Raw genomic sequence first — 17,273 nt, forward strand, 5'->3', positions numbered from 1 at the left:
CATGGGACATTCTTCGGTCAGTGACTCGCCGGGCGTCCCGTCGAGGCTGCGTACGGTACGGCTCGACGGGACGCCGGTCTACCGCTACCAGCAGCGCCCCGGCCTGCCTCCGGTCTCGGTGATCCACTTCGACACCGAAGCCACCCACGCCGGCCTCCCGCCGAACCACCGGCACGCCCATGACTTCCACGTCCTGGCCTACGTCGAGGAAGGCACGGGCTCGTTCACCATCGATGGCGCCGAACGGCCGCTACGCGCCGGCGAGGTCCACGCCGTGTCCCCCGGGCAGGTCATCGGCGTCGCGACCGTCGCCGAGCTCGCCCGCGGCCGCGCGTGGTCGGTCGCGTTCACACCCGACGCCGTCCCCGCCCTGGCCTCGGTCTCCCCACTGACCTGGACGCACCATCCCCTACTGGCCCTGTTCTCCTCCACCGCCGGACACGGTCGGGTCGCCGAACCCGACCGGGCGAACTGGTCGGCGTGGCTGGCGGACCTGGCCGCAGAGCTCGCCGACCCAGGCCATCTGGGGGCCCACGAGGCCGTCACCGCACTGCTCACCCGGCTCCTGGTCGCGGCCGCGCGACTGGCACCCTGCGCCCCGGGCACGCCGGATCCACTCGTCGAGCGGGTCTTCGCCGAGATCGAGGCGAGGTTCCGCGAACCGGTCTCCGCCGCGGACATCGCCCGCACGCTCGGCTACACCCCTGGACACCTCACCACCGTGCTCCGCCGACGCACCGGCCGCCCACTGCTCGAATGGATCACCGAACGGCGCATGACCGAGGTCCGGCGACTGCTGCGCGAGACCGACCTGCCGCTCGACGCCGTGGCCGCCCGAACCGGCCTGCGCGACGCCACCTATCTCGTCCGCCGCTTCCGCGACCGCTACGGCATCACCCCGCAGCGATGGCGCCGCACCGAGCGAGCTCGCGTTGAGCCTCCGCGAACATCGGCCACAACACCACTGACCTGTGACGCCACAGCCACGCCAGCTCAACGCCGATGACGACAGAGGGATACAAGCCTCAGGAATATGAGAAGCCACCGGTCGCGGACGGTCCGGTCCGTGAGACCATGAGGATGCACGCACAGTATCTCTCTCGGTCCTGTGAGTAGTCGGAAGGGCAAGGGCCGCCTATGACCACACCTTCCGGCGCGGAGTCAGTGAACCCACCGCCCGCGGACGGCCGACCGCGGCTGCACTGGCCGCCGCACCCGCTGCTGACCCTCACTCTCAGCCAGCACGGCCACTGGCACATCCTGGCCCTGGACGGTGAACTCGACATGGCCAGCGCCACCGATCTGCTGGCCGCCCTGGAGCACGCCTGGGCCACCCTGGAGCCGCCGTATGTCGCACTGGACCTTGCCGCCCTGAGCTTCTGCGACTCCTCAGGCCTGAACGCCCTGTTGCATGGCTGGAAACGCGCCGCCAGTCTGCGCGGCGAGCTGATCCTGCTACGGCCTCACCCCCGGATCACCGCCATGCTGCGCCTATCCGGGCTGGACCAGCGCCTCACCATCGCGCCCCACCCCGCTGAACCACCCGCTGAACCACCCGCTGAACCACCCGGCTGAACCACCCGGCTGAACCACCGGCTGAACCACCGGCTGAACCGCATGCAACTACACAGAGTTACTTTTCATCTGGTTCACACGGACCGGGCGGAGGGCCACCGTCGTACCGACATCCCCAGACCGGCCGGTCGCCGGGTGAGCGTTCAGGAATGCGGGTGCGCGGATGCCGATGTCCGGGACAGCGCTGGGGCCAGCCAGCGGTTGAGGAGGGTGCGGAGCCGGGCTTCGTCCTGCGGCGGCTCGCTCGGGTGCTGCAGCAGCGACGTCAGGAGTCGCATGATGATCTCGGCGAGGCCGTTGAGGTCGTCTTCACCGATGCCGGCGGCGGCCCAGTCGACGGGGTAGCGCTGCAGCATCTTGGCGCCGTAGGCGATGGTGTCCCTGGTGGTGGCGCCACGGCCGAAGGCGGTGGTGTCCCCGAGTTGCAGCAGGAGGCTCAGCCGTGGCTCGGTGGGGATGGTCCGTACGCAGAAGACCATGCCTTCGACCACGGCTTCGGCCGGGTCGGTGATCCCGTGCAGGTGCGCGATCAGCAGCTCGACGAACGACTCGGCTCCCTGGGCCGCCACCTCGCCGATGATGTCGCTGATGCGGCCGAAGTGGCGGTAGACGGTCTGGCGGGTCACGCCGAGCTCGCCGGCGACGTCGGACAGGGTCGTCTTCGTGACGCCGTGCCTGTCGATGCAGCGGACGGTCGCGTCGATGATGCGCTGCCGGGCCTCGGCGTCCGATGCGGGAGGCCGCCCTCCCCAGCCGTGGTGCCCCATGGCCTTAGGATCGCACAGGCTCTGCGGTCCGTTGGGACATGGTCGCGCGGAGTGCGGCCATGATGAGCCCGGTCGCGGCGATGGTGCACAGCAAGGCGTACCACAGGCTGCCGATCGGCGTGCCCTGCTCGGTGATGCCGTCGGCCGCCGCGAAGTAGGCCGGCAACGCGACCAGCCACAGGACGAGGTGGACGCCGAGGTACAGCGCCGGATAGGTCCGCGCGAACAGCGGCGACGCCACCGGAGCCGGGTCTGTTCGCGGCGCGCGCCAGGCGTCCGCGAGAAGGTAGAGGCCGACGATCCAGACCAGGGCGAGCTCGACGCCGAGGACGGCCCGCTGGATCCCGAGCTGGTCCTCACCGCGGAAGGCGCCGCTGGGCGCGCCGGCGACCACCATCGCCAACGGTGTCATGACGCCGGCGCCGAGGGTGCGCAGGCTGATCTGCCGGCCGGTGAGCGTGCCCCGGCCGTCCTTCGCGCCGACCAGCCGGACCACGAGGTAGGTCATCGCGCCGAAGGACACCGAGGCGAACAGAAACATGCTGTTCATCGGGACCGAGGCGAGCGCCGGCTTGTTGATCATCTCGTTGTCGGTGTTCCAGGCCCACCACTTCAGCTGGGGTCCGAGCTGATCGAAGATCTCGTAGAACGCCTGGCACGCGAACGCGACCGCCAGCGAACCGGCCAGGGGCCCGCGCCGCGCGAAGACACCAAGGACGCGGACCACCTCGTAGGCGAGCTGCGACAGCGCCGGATAGAAGGCCACGATGTAGAGCGGCAGCCGGTCGTACATGAACTGCACGGTGAACACGTTGTGGGAGAAGATGAACCCGACGTGCTCCTCCAGGCCGAACCAGCCCGGGAAGTAGAGCGGCGGCTCGATCACCGCCAGGTAGACGACCGAGGCGAACCACAGCGAGATGTTGATCGGGTCGCCGTCGCGCCGCCACCGCCGCCACGCATGGATGAGGGCGAACACCGCGCCGCCGACGATGAGCAGCTCAAGGAACGGCATGGTGGCGTTCTCGAGACCGAACGGGTTGCGGAAGTCCACGATGGGATCGGCGTCCTGGCAGGAGTAGCCGAGCCTTTCGGCGAGGCGCTCGGCCGCTGAGTCGCATGAATAGCCCATTCGTTGCTCCTCGGGTCAGGCGTCGACGAGGTCGGTCCCGGCGGACGGCGATCTGCCGGCGCGGGTGTAGCCGGTGAAGTCGGTGCCGGGCGGGTCCTGCTGGTCGTCGAACCCGCCGGGCACGACCGTGCGTCCGAGCCGCTGACGCACCTTGTAGCGCACGATGCCGAACCAGAACCGCGGATCGGTGGCCATCTCCTTGAGCGACAGGTCGAGGTTGAAGACCTGGGCGAACGTCCGCTCGACGTGGGCGTCCTCGCGGCTCGCGGCGGTGATGGCGTTGAAGATCGGCCAGCTGAGGCGCGCGGCCAGCCTGCGGCGCCAGGGAGCGACGACCTCACTCCCGGTCGCGAAGTCATAGGCCTGATCACGGGCCATCGCGAGCATCCAGGGCACGTCGAGTGATTTCTTCTGCCGGGCGAGGAACTCGCGGAAGAAGGGCGGGTCGAGGACGTCGCGGCCCGGCAGCATCTCGGCGAGGATCAGCGCGGAGCGGGCCGCCGAGCTCATCCCCTGGGCGTAGAACGGGTTGAACGCGCAGATCGAGTCACCGACGCAGACCAGCCCGAGCGGGGGCCGGTCGAGCAGATCGAAGCGGCGCCACCTGTTGCCGGTCGCACGGGTGAGGTGGACCTCGGAGGTCGGAGTGCAGGCACGCGCCGCCTGCCCGAAGGTCGGGGCCCGTACGCGGTCCACCGCGGCCTCGAAGGCGTCGGCCTCGCGCGGCATCCGGACGCCCCACGAGCCCATGCACACGATGGCGCGGTCGCCCTCGATCGGGAAGAAGTTGCTGAGGAACTCGTGCTCCTCGGGATGGTCGCCGGTGTCCTGGGTCGGAGTGATGACCAGGTGCTTCCACCACCACGACTCCGGACGCCGGTCGGCGGGCGGCAGGTCGTACCACCGCGAGGTGTAGGTGACCTTGGCGTCGAGGGTCTTCTCCAGCGGCGCCGGCCATCCCGCCGCGCTCAGCCAGCCGACAACCGACGAGCCGCGCCCCAGCGCGTCCACGACGAGCTCGGCGGCCAGGTACCCCGACTCGTCGCCCGTGCGGTACTCGACTCCCTCGACGCGCCCGCGCGCGGTGCCGCCCCCGCTGGAACGAAGCCCGGTGACGGTCACCCCCTCGCGGATCTCGACGGCCGGGAGCTCGCGGACCTTGTCGCGCAGGACCCGCTCGATGAGCACCCGTGAGCTGTAGACCATCGTCATCGACCCGGACTTGCGCGGGGCCCAGCCATCGTTCTCGCAGTACGCCGCGTCCATCGAGGGCATCAGGCGCATCCCGCCCGCGGCGATCAGTGCCTCCTCGAACCCGGGGAAGATCTCACCGATCGCACGGCGCCCGGAGTTGAGGAGGAAGTGCGGGTGCTTGCTCTGCGGCACGCCCCGCCGATGCTGCGCGTCCGGCGGGAGCCGGTCCCGTTCAAGGACGATCACCTCGTCGAAATGCCTCGCGAGCACTCCCGCGGCGCACAGCCCCGCCACGCTGCCACCGAGCACCACGGCCGTCTTTCCCCGCATGCACCCTCCATTCATACAAACCATGAGTGAATGTATGATCAAAGGAAGCGGGGGTCAACAGGTGCGATCCGAACAAGCCCACAGGACCGGGGCTGACGCTGTGAGCTCGCGTAATCGTCCGGCGCGTATTCGTGGATGAGGGCGACGGGGCGTGCCTCGCCAGTCACGTTCGAGCGGTCTCCGGCCAGTTCAAGGAGCAGGGCCGCGACCGGTCCGGGGACCATGGTGGGACGTCGCCAGGCCGGTCAACGCGAGCCACTGACCCCGGACCGTGTTGATGGTCGGGGCCAGTGGCTGGCGTTACAAGTTGGGGCAGCCGGGCTTGGGCATGACCACGTCATCGCCGGTCGCGTCGGCGGGAATCGGGGGGAGTTCGGCGTGCTTGACGGTGTAGCCCGCGCCGGAGACGTAGGAGTTGAACGGTGCGGGCGCCGAGTTGTACTGGGTGCAGGCACCGTCCAGAGCGCCCCAGGAGAAGCCCATCCGGTCGTACTTGTTGCCGCGTGGATCGGATGGCCCGTGCCGAGTGCGACACCACACGAGAATGTCCGGAAGTGTTATCTGGTGCTGCGGAATCCTGATGACATCTAGATGACAAACGATCAAGGCCTGATCGGGACGATCTCCGATCAGGCCTCTGACGTGCGTTCCTGGGTGGAGCTGAGGGGATTTGAACCCCTGACCCCCTCGATGCGAACGAGGTGCGCTACCGGACTGCGCTACAGCCCCAAGGACTCCGCAAGGTTAGCAAACATTGGGGGTGCTTCGCGCATCGGCGGAGGGGGTCAGCCTCCCACTACGCGGCGGTCGTCGGCGTACTGGTCGAAGACCTCTTCCTCGGCGTGGGGCACGAGTTCGATCACCTCGGCGTCCTCGGCGGCGGCTTCGGCGGCGGCCCGGCGGGCCTCGGCGCGGGCGCGGGCGCGATCTTCGGCCTCGGCGCGGCGCTGGGCGGCGTCCATGCGAACGGCGACGCGGAGGAGGGAGAGGTGGCCGGCCAGGAGGAGGACGGGCGGCACGGAGACCCACCAGGGGGCCAGGCCTGTGGCGATCACCACGATCGAGGTCAGGGTGAGGAGGAGCAGGCCCGTGGTGCGGCGGCGGCGCCTGGCGATCACGGCGGCGCGGCCGGGGCGGCGGCGAGGTGCCGGGGCCGTGTCGGTGTCCTCGTCGAGGGTCTCCTCGGCGTCCTCCAGGGTGGGCTCCTCGAGCGTGAGCTCCTGGGTGTCGTCGGCTTTCTTGTGGAGGAGCCTGAATCCGGCCTCGCCATCACGGCGGAGCCACATGGGGACGAGGACGACGGCCCAGACCGCGACGATGGCCAGGTAGAGAACGGTGCTGCTCACCGGCCCACCGCCCGGGCACGCTGAACAGGCGGGCCGACTTTCGGCGCGCGCACGTGCATTGGGAGCAGGGCCACGACCCGCACGGTACGAGTCACTGTTAGATGTTGACGAGCATAAGGGGCGGTGTGTCGCGAGATCGATCTCGCGGTTACTCTCTGTTTGCGAACTCTTCTCGATCGCAGGATTCTTACGACCCGCACAAACTGGAAAGTCAGCACGGGCCCAAGTGTCACGGCGACGAGGACGAACGCGGAAATGCCTGTTTGGTGCTGGCCAGCCAGCGGGAGCGAAGGCCGCCCGGTACGTCCTCGACCGTGAGGGCGTAGCAGATGTGGTCACGCCAGGCCCCGTCGATGTGAAGGTGACGGCGGCGAATTCCCTCTTCACGGAATCCCAGTTTTTCGACCACGCGGCGGCTGGCGGTGTTCTCCGGACGGATATTCGCCTCGACGCGGTGGAGTCCGACCGTGAAGAAACAGTGATCGACGGCAAGGGCGACGGCGGTCGGGATGACGCCTCGGCCCGCCACGTTGCGGTCCACCCAATAACCGATCTGGGCCGAACGGGCGGAACCCCAGACGACCGCGCCGATGGTCAACTGACCGGCGAACTTGCCCTCGTGGGTGACCACCCAGGGCAGCGCGAGGCCTTGCCGCGCCTCCCGGCGCATGGTGTGCACCATGCTGAGGTACGGACCGAGGCCGCTGCGGAACAGCGGTGTCTCGGGGTTGGTCGGCTCCCATGGCCGCAGCCACTCGGCGTTGCGTACCCGGAGCTCTCGCCAGACTGCCGCGTCCCGATGCCGCAGTGGGCGCAGCCCAACCGGGCCCTCGGACAGGGTGACCGGCCATCCGCGCAGTCGTTCCACAGCTCCATGATTCCCTGGTGAAGTATCCGGACGCCATCAATTGTCGCCGACAACTCTGCCGGAGTGCAGGTCCGGAGCCTGGTGACACCCTCCCGAAACCGATGATGTGCCATCAGACCCGGAGAAATAGCGTCATGTGGCACGGAGTACGACAGCGGGCGGTCATGACCAGCGGCCGTCCTTCATGACCTTTTCGACCTCAAGGTCGTCGCTGAGCACGACGAGGTCGGCCTTCTTGCCCGGTTCCAGCGAGCCGATGCGGTCGTCCAGGCCGAGCGCGCGAGCCGGGATCAACGCGGCCGAACGGGCGGCGTCCTCGATCGGCACGCCCACGACCGTGACGGCGCGGCGGAAGCCGTCGGCCATCGTGATCGTGCTGCCCGCGATGGACGTGCCGCCGGCGAGCATGGCGCGGCCGTCCTTGACCTCGACGTTCATGACGCCCAGAGTGTACGAACCGTCGCCCATCCCGGCCGCCGCCATCGAGTCGGTGATGAGGGCGACGCGGTCGGCGCCCGCGGTGGTGAACGTGAGGCGCGCGACCTCGGTGTCGATGTGCACGCCGTCGTTGATCAGCTCGACGGTGACCCGCGGATCGTTCAGCGCGGCGACGATGGGGCCGCCCTCGCGGTGATGCAGGGGACGCATCGCGTTGAACAGGTGGGTGGCCACCCGCGCGCCCGCGTCGAACGCCTCCTTGACCTGCGCCGCGGTGCCGTCCGTGTGCCCGATCGCGGCGACGACGCCCTCGTCCACGGCGGCTCGTACGAGATCCAGGCCACCGGGCAGCTCGGGCGCCAACGTGATCATGCGGACGTGGCCGCCGCCCGCCTTGATCAGCCGCCGGAACTCGGAGAGATCGGGGTCGCGCAGCAGCGAGGGCTCGTGGGCGCCGCACCGGCCCACCGCGATGTACGGGCCTTCAAGATGGATGCCCGCGATGAGTCCCTCGGAGGCCAGCTCGGCCAGACTCGACACCGCGTTGATCATCTCGTCCGTGCTGCCGGTGACCAGCCCGGCGGTCATGGTCGTCGTGCCGTGGGCACGGTGGAACTTCACGACCTGCCGCGCGTCCTCGGCCCGCCCGCTCTGGTACGAGTGTCCCGCGCCACCATGCAAGTGCATGTCGACGAATCCAGGCACCACGTACCGCCCGCCCAAGTCCAGAACATCGGCTTCGTCGGGTGAGGAGAAGCCATCCGCGCTGCGGTCGGAGCCGCCCACACCAGCCCTGGGGGAACCCGGGCCACGGCCAGAATCGCCTCCGCCAAGGCTGGAGGAGCCCAGGCCACTGCTGGACGCGCCCGCGCCGAGGCGAGAGGAGTCCGCGCCATGGCCGGAGGAGCCCGCGCCAAGGTCGAAGGAGCCCTGGCGACGGCCGGGCGTGCCTGGGCCACGGCCGGATGCGCCCGCGCTGAAGTCGCGTGCGGCCTTGCCGGAGTCGGGTGCGGCCGTGCAGAGGTCGGATGCACCCGCACTCAGGGCGGGATCGCCTGGGCCATGGGCAGGGTCGCCTGTGCCAAGGCCGACAATCCGGCCGTCGTCGATGCGCAGCCAACCGTGTTGGACGGCGTTCGGGAGAACGAGACGGGCATTGGCAAGGACGGTCATGGCAGGTTCACACCTCGGCGTCGAGGATGACCGACCGGGTCAGGTTGCGCGGGTGTCGGGATCCAGCCCGCAGTTGCGAGCGATCTCGACGGCGAGCCGTTATATGCGGATCAGGTCGGCCAGCGGGTCCAGGTCACTCACGATCATAGTTCCGTCCACCCTCTGTCACCTGGGCGGACAGCTCCGCCAACGCCGCTCGCCGAATGTCCAGACCATCCTGAGGGGATGTCTCGCCGCGCCTTCTACCTGTCGGCCCGGCAGCAGGTGCTCATCTGCATACGCGGCGGCGCCGTCGCCCAGAGCGTGAGCCCCGTGCAGCCGCTGCAATCCAGAGAGCCCGCTACGCCTCGGAGTAGCAGCAACGGCGGCACACCCACCCTGCCCAGCCGCGCCACCCAGCCCGATCAGGCGCCCGACGGCCGGAGTTGGCAGGCATGCCGGGAGGTGTTGCTGATCAGAGTGTGGGGTCGGGAGCGGGTGGCCAGGTTGGGGGTGTCGGGAGCGGGTGGCCATCTTGGAGGGCGTCGCCGAGCGGTAGGGCGGCACGCCGGCGGGCGTGTCGGCGTTTGGTGCTCAGGGGGTGTGGGGGGTGAGTGGGTCGCCGGTGCCGGGGGTGGGGTGGTCGCCGCCGCCTATCTGGTCTATGGCGTGGTAGAGCACCGGGGCCAGGACGGCCATGCCGTCGCGGACGCCGCCTGTGGAACCGGGGAGGTTGACGATGAGCGTGCGGCCGGCGACTCCGGCCAGGCCGCGCGACAGTATGGCGGTCGGGACGGCGTCGCGGCTCTGCATGCGGATGGCTTCGGCGATGCCCGGTATCTCGCGTTCGATCACGCGGCGGGTCATCTCGGGGGTCAGGTCCATGGGGGTGAGCCCGGTGCCGCCGGTGGTGACGACGAGGTCGTACTCCGACTCCACGGCGTCCCGCAGGACCTCCGCGACCGGATCGCCGTCGGGGATCACCACCGGGCCGTCCACCTGGCAGCCGAGGTTCTGCAGCAGCTCGACGAGCACCGGCCCGGACTTGTCGGCGTACACGCCGGCCGCCGCCCGGTTGGACACCGTGACGGCCATCGTCCGGATCATCGTCGCCTCCATGGTCCGTCCGGACCGGTTCGGTGCGTATTCGGCATGCGGGCGCTCAGGACTCGCCGCGGCGCCAGACGCCGGTCTTGCCGCCGGTCTTCTCCTCCACCCGCACGTCGGTGATCATCGCGGCCGGATCGATGGCCTTCACCATGTCGATCAGCGCCAGGCCTGCGACGGTGACGGAGGTCAGCGCCTCCATCTCCACGCCGGTGCGGTCGGCGGTACGGACGGTCGCGCTGATCGCGACGCCGCCGTCCTGGACCACCAGGTCGACCGAGACGCCGTGGAGGGCGATCGGGTGGCAGAGCGGCACCAGGTCGGGGGTGCGCTTGGCGCCCATGATCCCAGCGATCCGCGCGACCGACAGCGCGTCGCCCTTGGGCACGTCGCCGGAACGCAGCGCGACGACGCAGTTGGATGACAGCCGTACGAAACCCGTGGCGGTGGCGGTACGGGACGACACGTTCTTGGCCGACACGTCGACCATGCGTGCCGCTCCCGACGAGTCCAGATGCGTGAAACCGGTGAACTCCGAACCCATGGCGCTCATGACGGCAACCTCAAGACCTCGACAGGCGAACCGGCGGGCACGTCCACGGCGTCCTCTGGCAACACGATGAGCGCGTTCGCCGACGACAGCGCGGCCAACTGATGGGATCCCTGTCCCTCCGCCGGAGTGACGGTGTAACTCTGCTGCATATGTGTACCCCGGTTATGCGCGAGGGTCGCACGCAGGAAGTGTGTGAGCCCGGCCGGGGACTTCAGGTCCTCGGCCAGTACCGCGGTAACGGTGGGCAGTGGTTCCGGTGCCAGGCCCTGCATGGCGCGTAGGGCTGGCCTGACGAATACCTGGAACGAGACGTACGCGCTGACCGGGTTGCCAGGCAGCGTGAAGATGGGTGTGCCCTCCAACAGGCCGAACCCCTGGGGCTTGCCAGGCCGCATCCGCACCTTGTGGAACTGCACGGTGCCGACTCCTGTCAGCACCTCCTTGACCACGTCACGCACGCCCATGGACACACCGCCGGACGTGACAAGGGCGTCTGCACGCATGAGCTGGTCTTCCAGGGTCTCCAGCACCTTGCGCGGATCGTCCTCGACCATGGTCTGCCGGTACCCGACTCCGCCCGCCTCGATCACCGCGGCGGTGAGCATGAAGCTGTTGGAGTCCCAGATCTGCCCCGGCGCCAGCTCGGAGCCCGGTTCCCGCAGTTCGCTGCCCGTGGACAGCACGACGACGCGCGGCTTGGGCCGTACGACGGCGCGAGCACGACCGACCGCCGCGAGCATGCCCAGTTGGGCGGCGCCCAGCCGGGTCCCCGGACCCGCGACGATCTCACCTGCCCGAACGTCCTCGCCGGACCGCCGGATGTAGTGGCCGGGCGGCGCGGAACGGTTGATCCGGACGGTCGCGGCGCCGCCGTCCGTCCACTCGACCGGGATGACCGCGTCGGCACCGGCGGGCATCGGAGCGCCCGTCATGATCCGGGCGGCCAGGCCAGGGCGTATCGCGGTCACCCCGGAGTCGCCAGCGGCGATGTCACCGATCACTGGCAACACCGCCGGCTCGGCCTCCGAGGCCTTCGCGACGTCGGCCGACACCACCGCGTACCCGTCCATCGCGGAGTTGTCGAAGGGCGGCAGCGACACCGGCGCGGTCACCGGCTCGGCGAGCACACTGCCCGCCGCCTCCAGCAGCGCCAGGTCGAGCGGCGGCAGCACCGGCACGTTGGCCAGGATGTCCGCCAGATGCTCGTCGACCGTCCTCATGCGACCGTCCTCATGACGCCCTTGACCGTCCCCATGACGTCCATGATCGTCCTCATGACGCCGTTGACCGTCCCCATGGCACTCTCCCCCGAAGCTCGCGCGACCCGGACCGGCTACTCGCCGTCGTTCCGCCGCACGAACTCCCGCAGCCACGGCATGAACTCCGGCGCCAGGTCAGAGCGCTCGGACGCGAACTGCACGACGGTACGCAGGTACTCCAGCTTGTTGCCGGTGTCGTAGCGGCGGCCCCGGAACTTCACCCCGTACACGCCACCGCCCTGGTCGGCGGGCATGTCACCGAGGGTGCGGAGGGCGTCCGTCAGCTGGATCTCGCCACCGCGGCCGGGCGGGGTCTTCTCCAGGACGTCGAAGACCGCCGGGTCGCACACGTACCGCCCGATGATGATCCAGTTGCTCGGCGCCTCCTCCACCGACGGCTTCTCGACCAGGTCGGTGATCTTGACGACGTCCTGCTCGTCGGTCGCCTCGATGGCGGCGCAGCCGTACGCGGACACCTGGTCCGGCTCGACCTCCATCAGGGCCACGACGCTGCCGCCGTGCTTCTGCCGGACCTCGATCATCCGGGTGAGCAGCTGGTCCCGCGCGTCGATCATGTCGTCGCCGAGCAGCACGGCGAACGGCTCGTTGCCGACGTGCTGGCGGGCGCAGTGCACCGCGTGCCCGAGGCCGCGCGGCTCGCCCTGCCGGACGTAGTGCATGATCGCCAGGTCGCTGGACTCGTGCACGGCGGCCAGGCGATCCTCATCGCCCTTGGCGCGCAGCGCGTCCTCCAGCTCGTAGGCCCGGTCGAAGTGGTCCTCGATGGACCGCTTGCTCCGGCCAGTGATCATCAGAACGTCGTTGAGACCGGCGGCGACCGCCTCCTCGACGACGTACTGGATCGCCGGCTTGTCGACGATGGGCAACATTTCCTTGGGAGTCGCCTTGGTGGCGGGCAAGAATCGGGTACCGAGACCGGCCGCCGGGACGACCGCCTTTAGTACAGGTGCGAAGTCGGCCATGCAGAGACCCTAGCCATCGAGAGCGAGCAAAACGTGCAGCACCCTGAGCAGGAGGCTGAAATCTCCATAACGAACTCAGCGAAAAGCGTGACCGAGCCTGGCACGCCCCCAGAAGAGCCCGCCGCCCAGCCTGCAGAGCCCGCCGCACAGGGCACTGCGCAGGAGGCCGCGCAGGAGGCCGCGCAGGGCGTTGCGCAGGGGGGTTCCGAGGGTGCTGCGCATGTTGCTAAGCGGGAGTTGCGGCGCTTGTTGCTTGCCGCTCGGGGAGAAATGGGCCCCGACGAACGCGCCGCCGCGTCCCGTTCGATGCGGGATGCCCTGCTTTCGGCGCCAGAGCTGGAGATGGGCGGCACGATCGCCGCGTACGTCTCGTTCGGCGCCGAGCCCGACACCCGTGGGCTGATCTTCGGGTTGTGGAAGCGCGGGGCGTACGTCCTCCTGCCCCGGCTGCTGCCGGACGGCGACCTGGACTGGGCGTCGTACGAGGGCCCCGACTCGCTCGTCCCCGGCCCGATGGGCCTGCTGGAACCGGCCGAGCCGCCTCGCGGCCCGGAGGCCGTGGCCAGCGCCGACGTGGTGCTCGTCCCGGCTGTGGCGATCGACCGCACGGGGCTTCGCCTTGGCCGTGGCGGAGGCTCGTACGACCGTGCCCTGGCCAGGGTCGGCCCGGCGATCCTCACCGTCGGCCTGGTGTACGACGCGGAACTGGTGGACGAGGTTCCCGCCGAGCCGCACGACCGGCGCGTCCGCGCCGTGGTGACCCCTGAAGGCGGGCTACTCCGATTCCCCCAGTGGCCCCTACGCTGACCCGAACAAGATCACGGCCAGCCCGCCCGCGGTCGGCCGAACGCCGCCTGGAGGTACGACATGACGACGCCGACGCCGACGCCGTGGCGGATCCTTTCCCTGCCTCCGCTCGACCATGATCTGGTCCGCGGGTTGTTCGCCCCGCTCGGCGACGCGGTGGAGATCACCTTTCCGGAGACCCGTGACAAGGCCGGGCTCCACGCCGCGCTTCCGACGGCCGAGCTGATCATCGGGGACTTCACCGGTCAGCTGGCGCTCGACGCCGACGCCGTGGCGGCCGCCCCCCGCCTCGCGTTCGTGCAGATGCCGTCGGTCGGGACGGACAGCCTCGACCTCGGCGCTCTCGCCGCCGCCGAGGTCCCCGCGGCCAACGCTGCCGGGTTCAACGCGCGGGCCGTGGCGGAATGGGCGGTCGGCGCCGCGTTCGCGCTCTGCCGGCAGCTGGTCCTGGGTGACCGGCTGGTCCGGGCGGGCGGGTGGCCGCAGATGGAACTGCTCGCCCGCGGCCCGCGGGAGATCCACACGCAGCGGGTCGGGATCATCGGGTACGGGCCGATCGGCGAGGAGGCCGCCCGGCTGTTCGGGTTGCTCGGCAGCCCGGTGTCCTACTGGTCCCGGCGCCGCCGCCCCGAGGCGTCCGCCACGTACCGCGAGTTCGACGATCTGCTGGCGAACTCCGACATCCTCGTGATCGCGGTACCGCTCACGCCGGAGACCACCGGGCTGCTGAACGCGGAGAAGCTCGCGTTGCTACCGCCCGACGCCCTGCTGGTGAACGTGGGCCGCGGCGGGATCGCACCGGACGCCGACGTGCTCGCCGCCCTCGAATCGGGACACCTGGCCGGGGCCGCGCTCGACGTCTTCGAGCAGGAACCGCCTCCCGCCGACCACCCCCTCCGTACGCACGAGAACGTTCTGGTGTCGCCGCACACGGCGGGCGGAACCTCGATGTCCCAGATCAAGCTGGTGACGATGGTCAAGGACAACGTCGCCGCCGCGGTCTCCGGTCATCCGGTGACGAACGTCGTGAACGGCGTGAACCCGCAGGTCAAGCGCCGCTGATTCACTCTCCCCGCCCCTTCGGGACCGCGAACGGTCAGTCGCAAATAGGTGATCCGTATACGAATATGTAGGATCTCTTAACGATCAGGCTTCCGCGACCCCGAAGGGTGGGATGTGCAGCTCGACCTCTGGCTACTCTTCGGGGCCACCCTCGTACTGTGTGCCATCATCGCGGTCCGTCTCTCCCATCAGGCGGGCCTTCCGTCGCTGCTCGCCTACATGGGGCTCGGCCTGTTCATCGGCGAGGCCGGCCCCCTGCACATCCAGTTCGACAACGCGATGGTCGCCGAGACACTTGGCTTTGCCGCCCTCGTTCTGATCCTGGCCGAGGGCGGCATCACCACCAGCTGGCGCAACGTACGGCCGTCGGCCCCGGCCGCCCTGGCGGTCTCCACCCTCGGGACGCTGATCAGCATCCTCGTGGTGGCGGTCGCCGCCGCCTGGCTGATCGGCCTGGAATGGCAGTTGGCCTTCCTGCTGGCCGCCGTGCTCGCACCGACGGACGCCGCGGCGGTGTTCTCAGTGCTGCGCAGGCTGCCGTTGCCGTCCCGGCTGAGCGGGCTGCTGGAGGCCGAGTCGGGCTTCAACGACGCGCCCGTCGTCATCGTCGTCATCACGCTCAGCACGACCCAGGCAGGCATGCCCAACCTGCTGGAGCTCGCCGGGGTCATGATCTACGAACTGATCGCGGGTGGCCTGATCGGCATCGCGATCGGCTGGCTGGGCGCGTACGCGCTGCGCCGGGTGGCCCTGCCCGCCTCCGGCCTCTACCCGATCGCGGTGCTGTCACTGGCGGTCGGCTCGTACGGCGCGGCGGCGTTGTTGCACTCCAGCGGATTCCTCGCCGTGTACGTCAGCGCGCTGGTGCTGGGCAACTCGCGCCTTCCCCACCGCCCCGCCACGCGCGGCTTCGCGGAGGGCATCGCCTGGCTGGCCCAGATCGGGCTGTTCGTGATGTTGGGTCTGCTGGCCTCCCCCAGCGAGTTGCCTGGGCAGATCGTGCCCGCGCTCCTGATCGGCTTCGTCCTGCTCCTGATCGCGCGGCCGCTTTCGGTCGTGCTGTCCACGATCGGCTTCAAACTCAGCTGGGGCGAGAAGATCTTCGCCTCGTGGGCCGGCCTGCGCGGCGCGGTGCCCATCGTTCTCACCACGATCCCCATGGTGGAGGAGGTTTCGGACTCGGAACGGCTCTTCGCCATCGTCTTCAACATCGTGGTGGTCTTCACCATCCTCCAGGGGCCGACCCTGCCGCTGGTGGCGCGCTGGTGCGGCCTCAAGAGCGACGAGCAGGCCCGCGAGCTCGACGTGGAAGCGGCGCCGCTGGAAGAGCTGCACGCCGATCTGCTGGAGGTCCGGATCCCGGCGGACTCCCGGCTGAACGGAGTCGAGATCTTCGAGCTTCGCCTCCCCGCCGGCGCCCTGGTCACCTTGATCGTCCGGGATGGGAGCAGTTTCGTCCCGGAGCCGACCACCACCCTCCGCGCGGGCGACACGCTCCTCGTCGTCAGCACCGCCGAGGTCCGCGACGCCGCCGAACGCCGCCTCCGCGCCGTGAGCCGCCGAGGCAAACTGGCCGGCTGGTTCGGCGAAACCGGCCACTGACCAGCCTCTCTGGCAAGGCCGAGCAGCAAGCCGAGACGGAGCGGGGCAACGGAACCGGCCAGGGATGGCCCCACCCGGCCGTGGGATACGCCGTGGAAATATGCCGAGGGCGAATCGTGTTCCAGTCATGGGTACCATTAGCAGTCGTTCTAGAGGAGTGCCAGCCCCACCCTGGGGCTGTGTCAGCGAGGAGGAACCGTGCCGACGTATCAGTACGTTTGCACCGAGTGCGGCGAGCCTCTCGAGGTCGTGCAGAAGTTCAGCGACGACGCGCTGACCGAGTGCCCGAGCTGCAGCGGGAATCTGCGAAAGGTCTTCTCCGCCGCCGGCATCATCTTCAAGGGCAGCGGTTTCTACCGGACCGACAGCAGGGGCTCCGGCAAGTCGTCGTCCACCGTGGGCGCCGGTGCTTCGTCCAACGGCTCGTCCGGCAAGTCGGAATCGACGTCGGACACCACGAGCTCGTCGAGCAGCGATTCCTCCTCGTCCAACGGTTCCAGCGGCTCCGGCAGTTCCAGCGGGTCGTCGAGCGGCTCCGGGAGCAGCTCGAGCACCAAGGTCGCCTGAACGAGATCCACAACGTTCAGAGGGCCATGGCCAGGTCCGCCAGCCAGCGGATAGCGGCGATGGCCCTCTTCGGCGTCCCCAAACTCGGTCGGCCGGGCTGAGACGGACGGTGTCGCCGACCGCGGAGTAAGGATGCCCTAGGCCCCCGTACGCCTGCGCGATGCATACGGGCACGACGCATATGGGGTGCCGCTTGCTCCTAGGGCTGCACAACGCGTACGGCGCGCGCTGGGTCGGGTAGACCCTGCTGGCAGCCATTCGATGCCGACGCGGTTTCTAAGAGCAGCCAGTCCTCGGTGCGCAGCGCGCCGTTGTCCAGCATGACCGGCAGGAAGCCCGTTCCGTGCCCTCTTCCGACCTCCGGTCGGCCGCGCGGCAAAGCTCGGCAAGCCAGACCTCCTCCGACCTCCGGTTGCCACGCGGTCGAGGTCGGCGAGTCGGGGGCTGCGCCTGAGCGTGCCGTTCGCCGTCGCGCCCCCGTGTTACCTAAGGCGGAGCCTGCGGCATCAGCCAACCTCCGGAGGATGCGCC

At 69.6% G+C, this 17,273-nt stretch carries 18 protein-coding genes and 1 tRNA gene; 5 read left to right on the forward strand and 14 right to left on the reverse strand.

The annotated features are described in order from the left end of the window. Nucleotide 1 precedes the first annotated feature (1 nt). On the forward strand, nucleotides 2–1,006 hold the full coding sequence (locus F8566_RS32820) for a helix-turn-helix domain-containing protein (protein ID WP_151565732.1): 1,005 nt from the start codon (nucleotides 2–4) through the stop codon (nucleotides 1,004–1,006). Nucleotides 1,007–1,137: 131 nt separating this feature from the next. Next, nucleotides 1,138–1,575 (forward strand): STAS domain-containing protein, encoded by a 438-nt coding sequence (locus tag F8566_RS32825; RefSeq protein ID WP_151565733.1) that lies wholly within the window; start codon nucleotides 1,138–1,140, stop codon nucleotides 1,573–1,575. A gap of 143 nt (nucleotides 1,576–1,718) precedes the next feature. Here the strand turns inward: F8566_RS32825 and F8566_RS32830 are convergent, their stop codons facing one another. From F8566_RS32830 to F8566_RS50275, 13 genes are all read right to left on the reverse strand, one after another. Beyond that, nucleotides 1,719–2,342 carry a TetR/AcrR family transcriptional regulator gene (locus F8566_RS32830; protein WP_151565734.1) on the reverse strand — a complete coding sequence of 208 codons (624 nt, stop codon included), beginning with the start codon at nucleotides 2,340–2,342 and terminating at the stop codon, nucleotides 1,719–1,721. A gap of 4 nt (nucleotides 2,343–2,346) precedes the next feature. Beyond that, entirely contained in the window at nucleotides 2,347–3,474 is a 1,128-nt protein-coding gene (locus tag F8566_RS32835) for a hypothetical protein (RefSeq protein WP_151565735.1), read from the reverse strand. Between the two features lie 15 nt (nucleotides 3,475–3,489). Then, complete coding sequence (locus F8566_RS32840) at nucleotides 3,490–4,998, reverse strand: FAD-dependent oxidoreductase (protein WP_151565736.1); 1,509 nt, start codon at nucleotides 4,996–4,998, stop codon at nucleotides 3,490–3,492. A 300-nt stretch (nucleotides 4,999–5,298) separates the two neighbouring features. After that, nucleotides 5,299–5,538 carry a hypothetical protein gene (locus F8566_RS32845; protein WP_151565737.1) on the reverse strand — a complete coding sequence of 80 codons (240 nt, stop codon included), beginning with the start codon at nucleotides 5,536–5,538 and terminating at the stop codon, nucleotides 5,299–5,301. Between the two features lie 115 nt (nucleotides 5,539–5,653). Then, nucleotides 5,654–5,727, reverse strand: a tRNA-Ala gene (locus F8566_RS32850). A gap of 56 nt (nucleotides 5,728–5,783) precedes the next feature. Continuing rightward, nucleotides 5,784–6,344 carry a divisome protein SepX/GlpR gene (sepX, locus tag F8566_RS32855; protein ID WP_151565738.1) on the reverse strand — a complete coding sequence of 187 codons (561 nt, stop codon included), beginning with the start codon at nucleotides 6,342–6,344 and terminating at the stop codon, nucleotides 5,784–5,786. Nucleotides 6,345–6,573: 229 nt separating this feature from the next. Then, nucleotides 6,574–7,212, reverse strand: a complete 639-nt coding sequence (locus F8566_RS32860; protein WP_192809976.1) for a GNAT family N-acetyltransferase — start codon at nucleotides 7,210–7,212, stop codon at nucleotides 6,574–6,576. Nucleotides 7,213–7,374: 162 nt separating this feature from the next. Further along, nucleotides 7,375–8,823 carry an N-acetylglucosamine-6-phosphate deacetylase gene (nagA, locus tag F8566_RS32865; protein WP_151565739.1) on the reverse strand — a complete coding sequence of 483 codons (1,449 nt, stop codon included), beginning with the start codon at nucleotides 8,821–8,823 and terminating at the stop codon, nucleotides 7,375–7,377. Between the two features lie 573 nt (nucleotides 8,824–9,396). After that, nucleotides 9,397–9,909 carry a MogA/MoaB family molybdenum cofactor biosynthesis protein gene (locus tag F8566_RS32870; protein ID WP_151565740.1) on the reverse strand — a complete coding sequence of 171 codons (513 nt, stop codon included), beginning with the start codon at nucleotides 9,907–9,909 and terminating at the stop codon, nucleotides 9,397–9,399. A 55-nt stretch (nucleotides 9,910–9,964) separates the two neighbouring features. After that, a complete protein-coding gene (gene moaC / locus F8566_RS32875; protein WP_151565800.1) occupies nucleotides 9,965–10,453 on the reverse strand; it encodes a cyclic pyranopterin monophosphate synthase MoaC in 489 nt (162 codons plus the stop codon). 5 nt (nucleotides 10,454–10,458) lie between these two features. Continuing rightward, nucleotides 10,459–11,682: a molybdotransferase-like divisome protein Glp gene (gene glp / locus F8566_RS32880; RefSeq protein ID WP_151565741.1), complete on the reverse strand. Its 1,224-nt coding sequence runs from the start codon at nucleotides 11,680–11,682 to the stop codon at nucleotides 10,459–10,461. A 113-nt stretch (nucleotides 11,683–11,795) separates the two neighbouring features. Beyond that, on the reverse strand, nucleotides 11,796–12,704 hold the full coding sequence (gene galU / locus F8566_RS32885; protein WP_151565742.1) for a UTP--glucose-1-phosphate uridylyltransferase GalU: 909 nt from the start codon (nucleotides 12,702–12,704) through the stop codon (nucleotides 11,796–11,798). 75 nt (nucleotides 12,705–12,779) lie between these two features. Beyond that, a complete protein-coding gene (locus F8566_RS50275) occupies nucleotides 12,780–12,926 on the reverse strand; it encodes a hypothetical protein (RefSeq protein WP_192809977.1) in 147 nt (48 codons plus the stop codon). A gap of 15 nt (nucleotides 12,927–12,941) precedes the next feature. Between F8566_RS50275 and F8566_RS32890 the strand changes: the two genes are divergently transcribed. The 3 genes from F8566_RS32890 (at nucleotide 12,942) to F8566_RS32900 (ending at nucleotide 16,175) form a co-directional block, all read left to right on the forward strand. Continuing rightward, on the forward strand, nucleotides 12,942–13,511 hold the full coding sequence (locus tag F8566_RS32890) for a 5-formyltetrahydrofolate cyclo-ligase (RefSeq protein ID WP_151565743.1): 570 nt from the start codon (nucleotides 12,942–12,944) through the stop codon (nucleotides 13,509–13,511). Between the two features lie 60 nt (nucleotides 13,512–13,571). Beyond that, a complete protein-coding gene (locus F8566_RS32895) occupies nucleotides 13,572–14,573 on the forward strand; it encodes an NAD(P)-dependent oxidoreductase (protein ID WP_151565744.1) in 1,002 nt (333 codons plus the stop codon). A 114-nt stretch (nucleotides 14,574–14,687) separates the two neighbouring features. Further along, entirely contained in the window at nucleotides 14,688–16,175 is a 1,488-nt protein-coding gene (locus tag F8566_RS32900; RefSeq protein WP_151565745.1) for a potassium/proton antiporter, read from the forward strand. A gap of 353 nt (nucleotides 16,176–16,528) precedes the next feature. Here F8566_RS32900 and F8566_RS52715 read toward each other — a convergent pair whose 3' ends face one another. Then, nucleotides 16,529–16,729: a hypothetical protein gene (locus tag F8566_RS52715; RefSeq protein ID WP_318836454.1), complete on the reverse strand. Its 201-nt coding sequence runs from the start codon at nucleotides 16,727–16,729 to the stop codon at nucleotides 16,529–16,531. Between the last annotated feature and the right edge of the window lie 544 nt (nucleotides 16,730–17,273).

The sequence above is a fragment of the Actinomadura rudentiformis genome, assembly GCF_008923185.1.
GTDB lineage: Bacteria > Actinomycetota > Actinomycetes > Streptosporangiales > Streptosporangiaceae > Spirillospora > Spirillospora rudentiformis.

Bases quoted from the DNA above. Each gene is read 5' to 3' on its own strand.
- F8566_RS32840 (WP_151565736.1), bottom strand. From the start codon at position 4,998: ATGCGGGGAAAGACGGCCGTGGTGCTCGGTGGCAGCGTGGCGGGGCTG.
- F8566_RS32825 (WP_151565733.1), top strand. From the start codon at position 1,138: ATGACCACACCTTCCGGCGCGGAGTCAGTGAACCCACCGCCCGCGGAC.
- F8566_RS32895 (WP_151565744.1), top strand. From the start codon at position 13,572: ATGACGACGCCGACGCCGACGCCGTGGCGGATCCTTTCCCTGCCTCCG.
- F8566_RS32830 (WP_151565734.1), bottom strand. From the start codon at position 2,342: ATGGGGCACCACGGCTGGGGAGGGCGGCCTCCCGCATCGGACGCCGAG.
- moaC (WP_151565800.1), bottom strand. From the start codon at position 10,453: ATGGGTTCGGAGTTCACCGGTTTCACGCATCTGGACTCGTCGGGAGCG.
- F8566_RS32835 (WP_151565735.1), bottom strand. From the start codon at position 3,474: ATGGGCTATTCATGCGACTCAGCGGCCGAGCGCCTCGCCGAAAGGCTC.
- galU (WP_151565742.1), bottom strand. From the start codon at position 12,704: ATGGCCGACTTCGCACCTGTACTAAAGGCGGTCGTCCCGGCGGCCGGT.
- F8566_RS32870 (WP_151565740.1), bottom strand. From the start codon at position 9,909: ATGATCCGGACGATGGCCGTCACGGTGTCCAACCGGGCGGCGGCCGGC.
- F8566_RS32820 (WP_151565732.1), top strand. From the start codon at position 2: ATGGGACATTCTTCGGTCAGTGACTCGCCGGGCGTCCCGTCGAGGCTG.
- F8566_RS50275 (WP_192809977.1), bottom strand. From the start codon at position 12,926: ATGCGCAGCACCCTCGGAACCCCCCTGCGCAACGCCCTGCGCGGCCTC.
- glp (WP_151565741.1), bottom strand. From the start codon at position 11,682: ATGAGGACGGTCGACGAGCATCTGGCGGACATCCTGGCCAACGTGCCG.
- nagA (WP_151565739.1), bottom strand. From the start codon at position 8,823: ATGACCGTCCTTGCCAATGCCCGTCTCGTTCTCCCGAACGCCGTCCAA.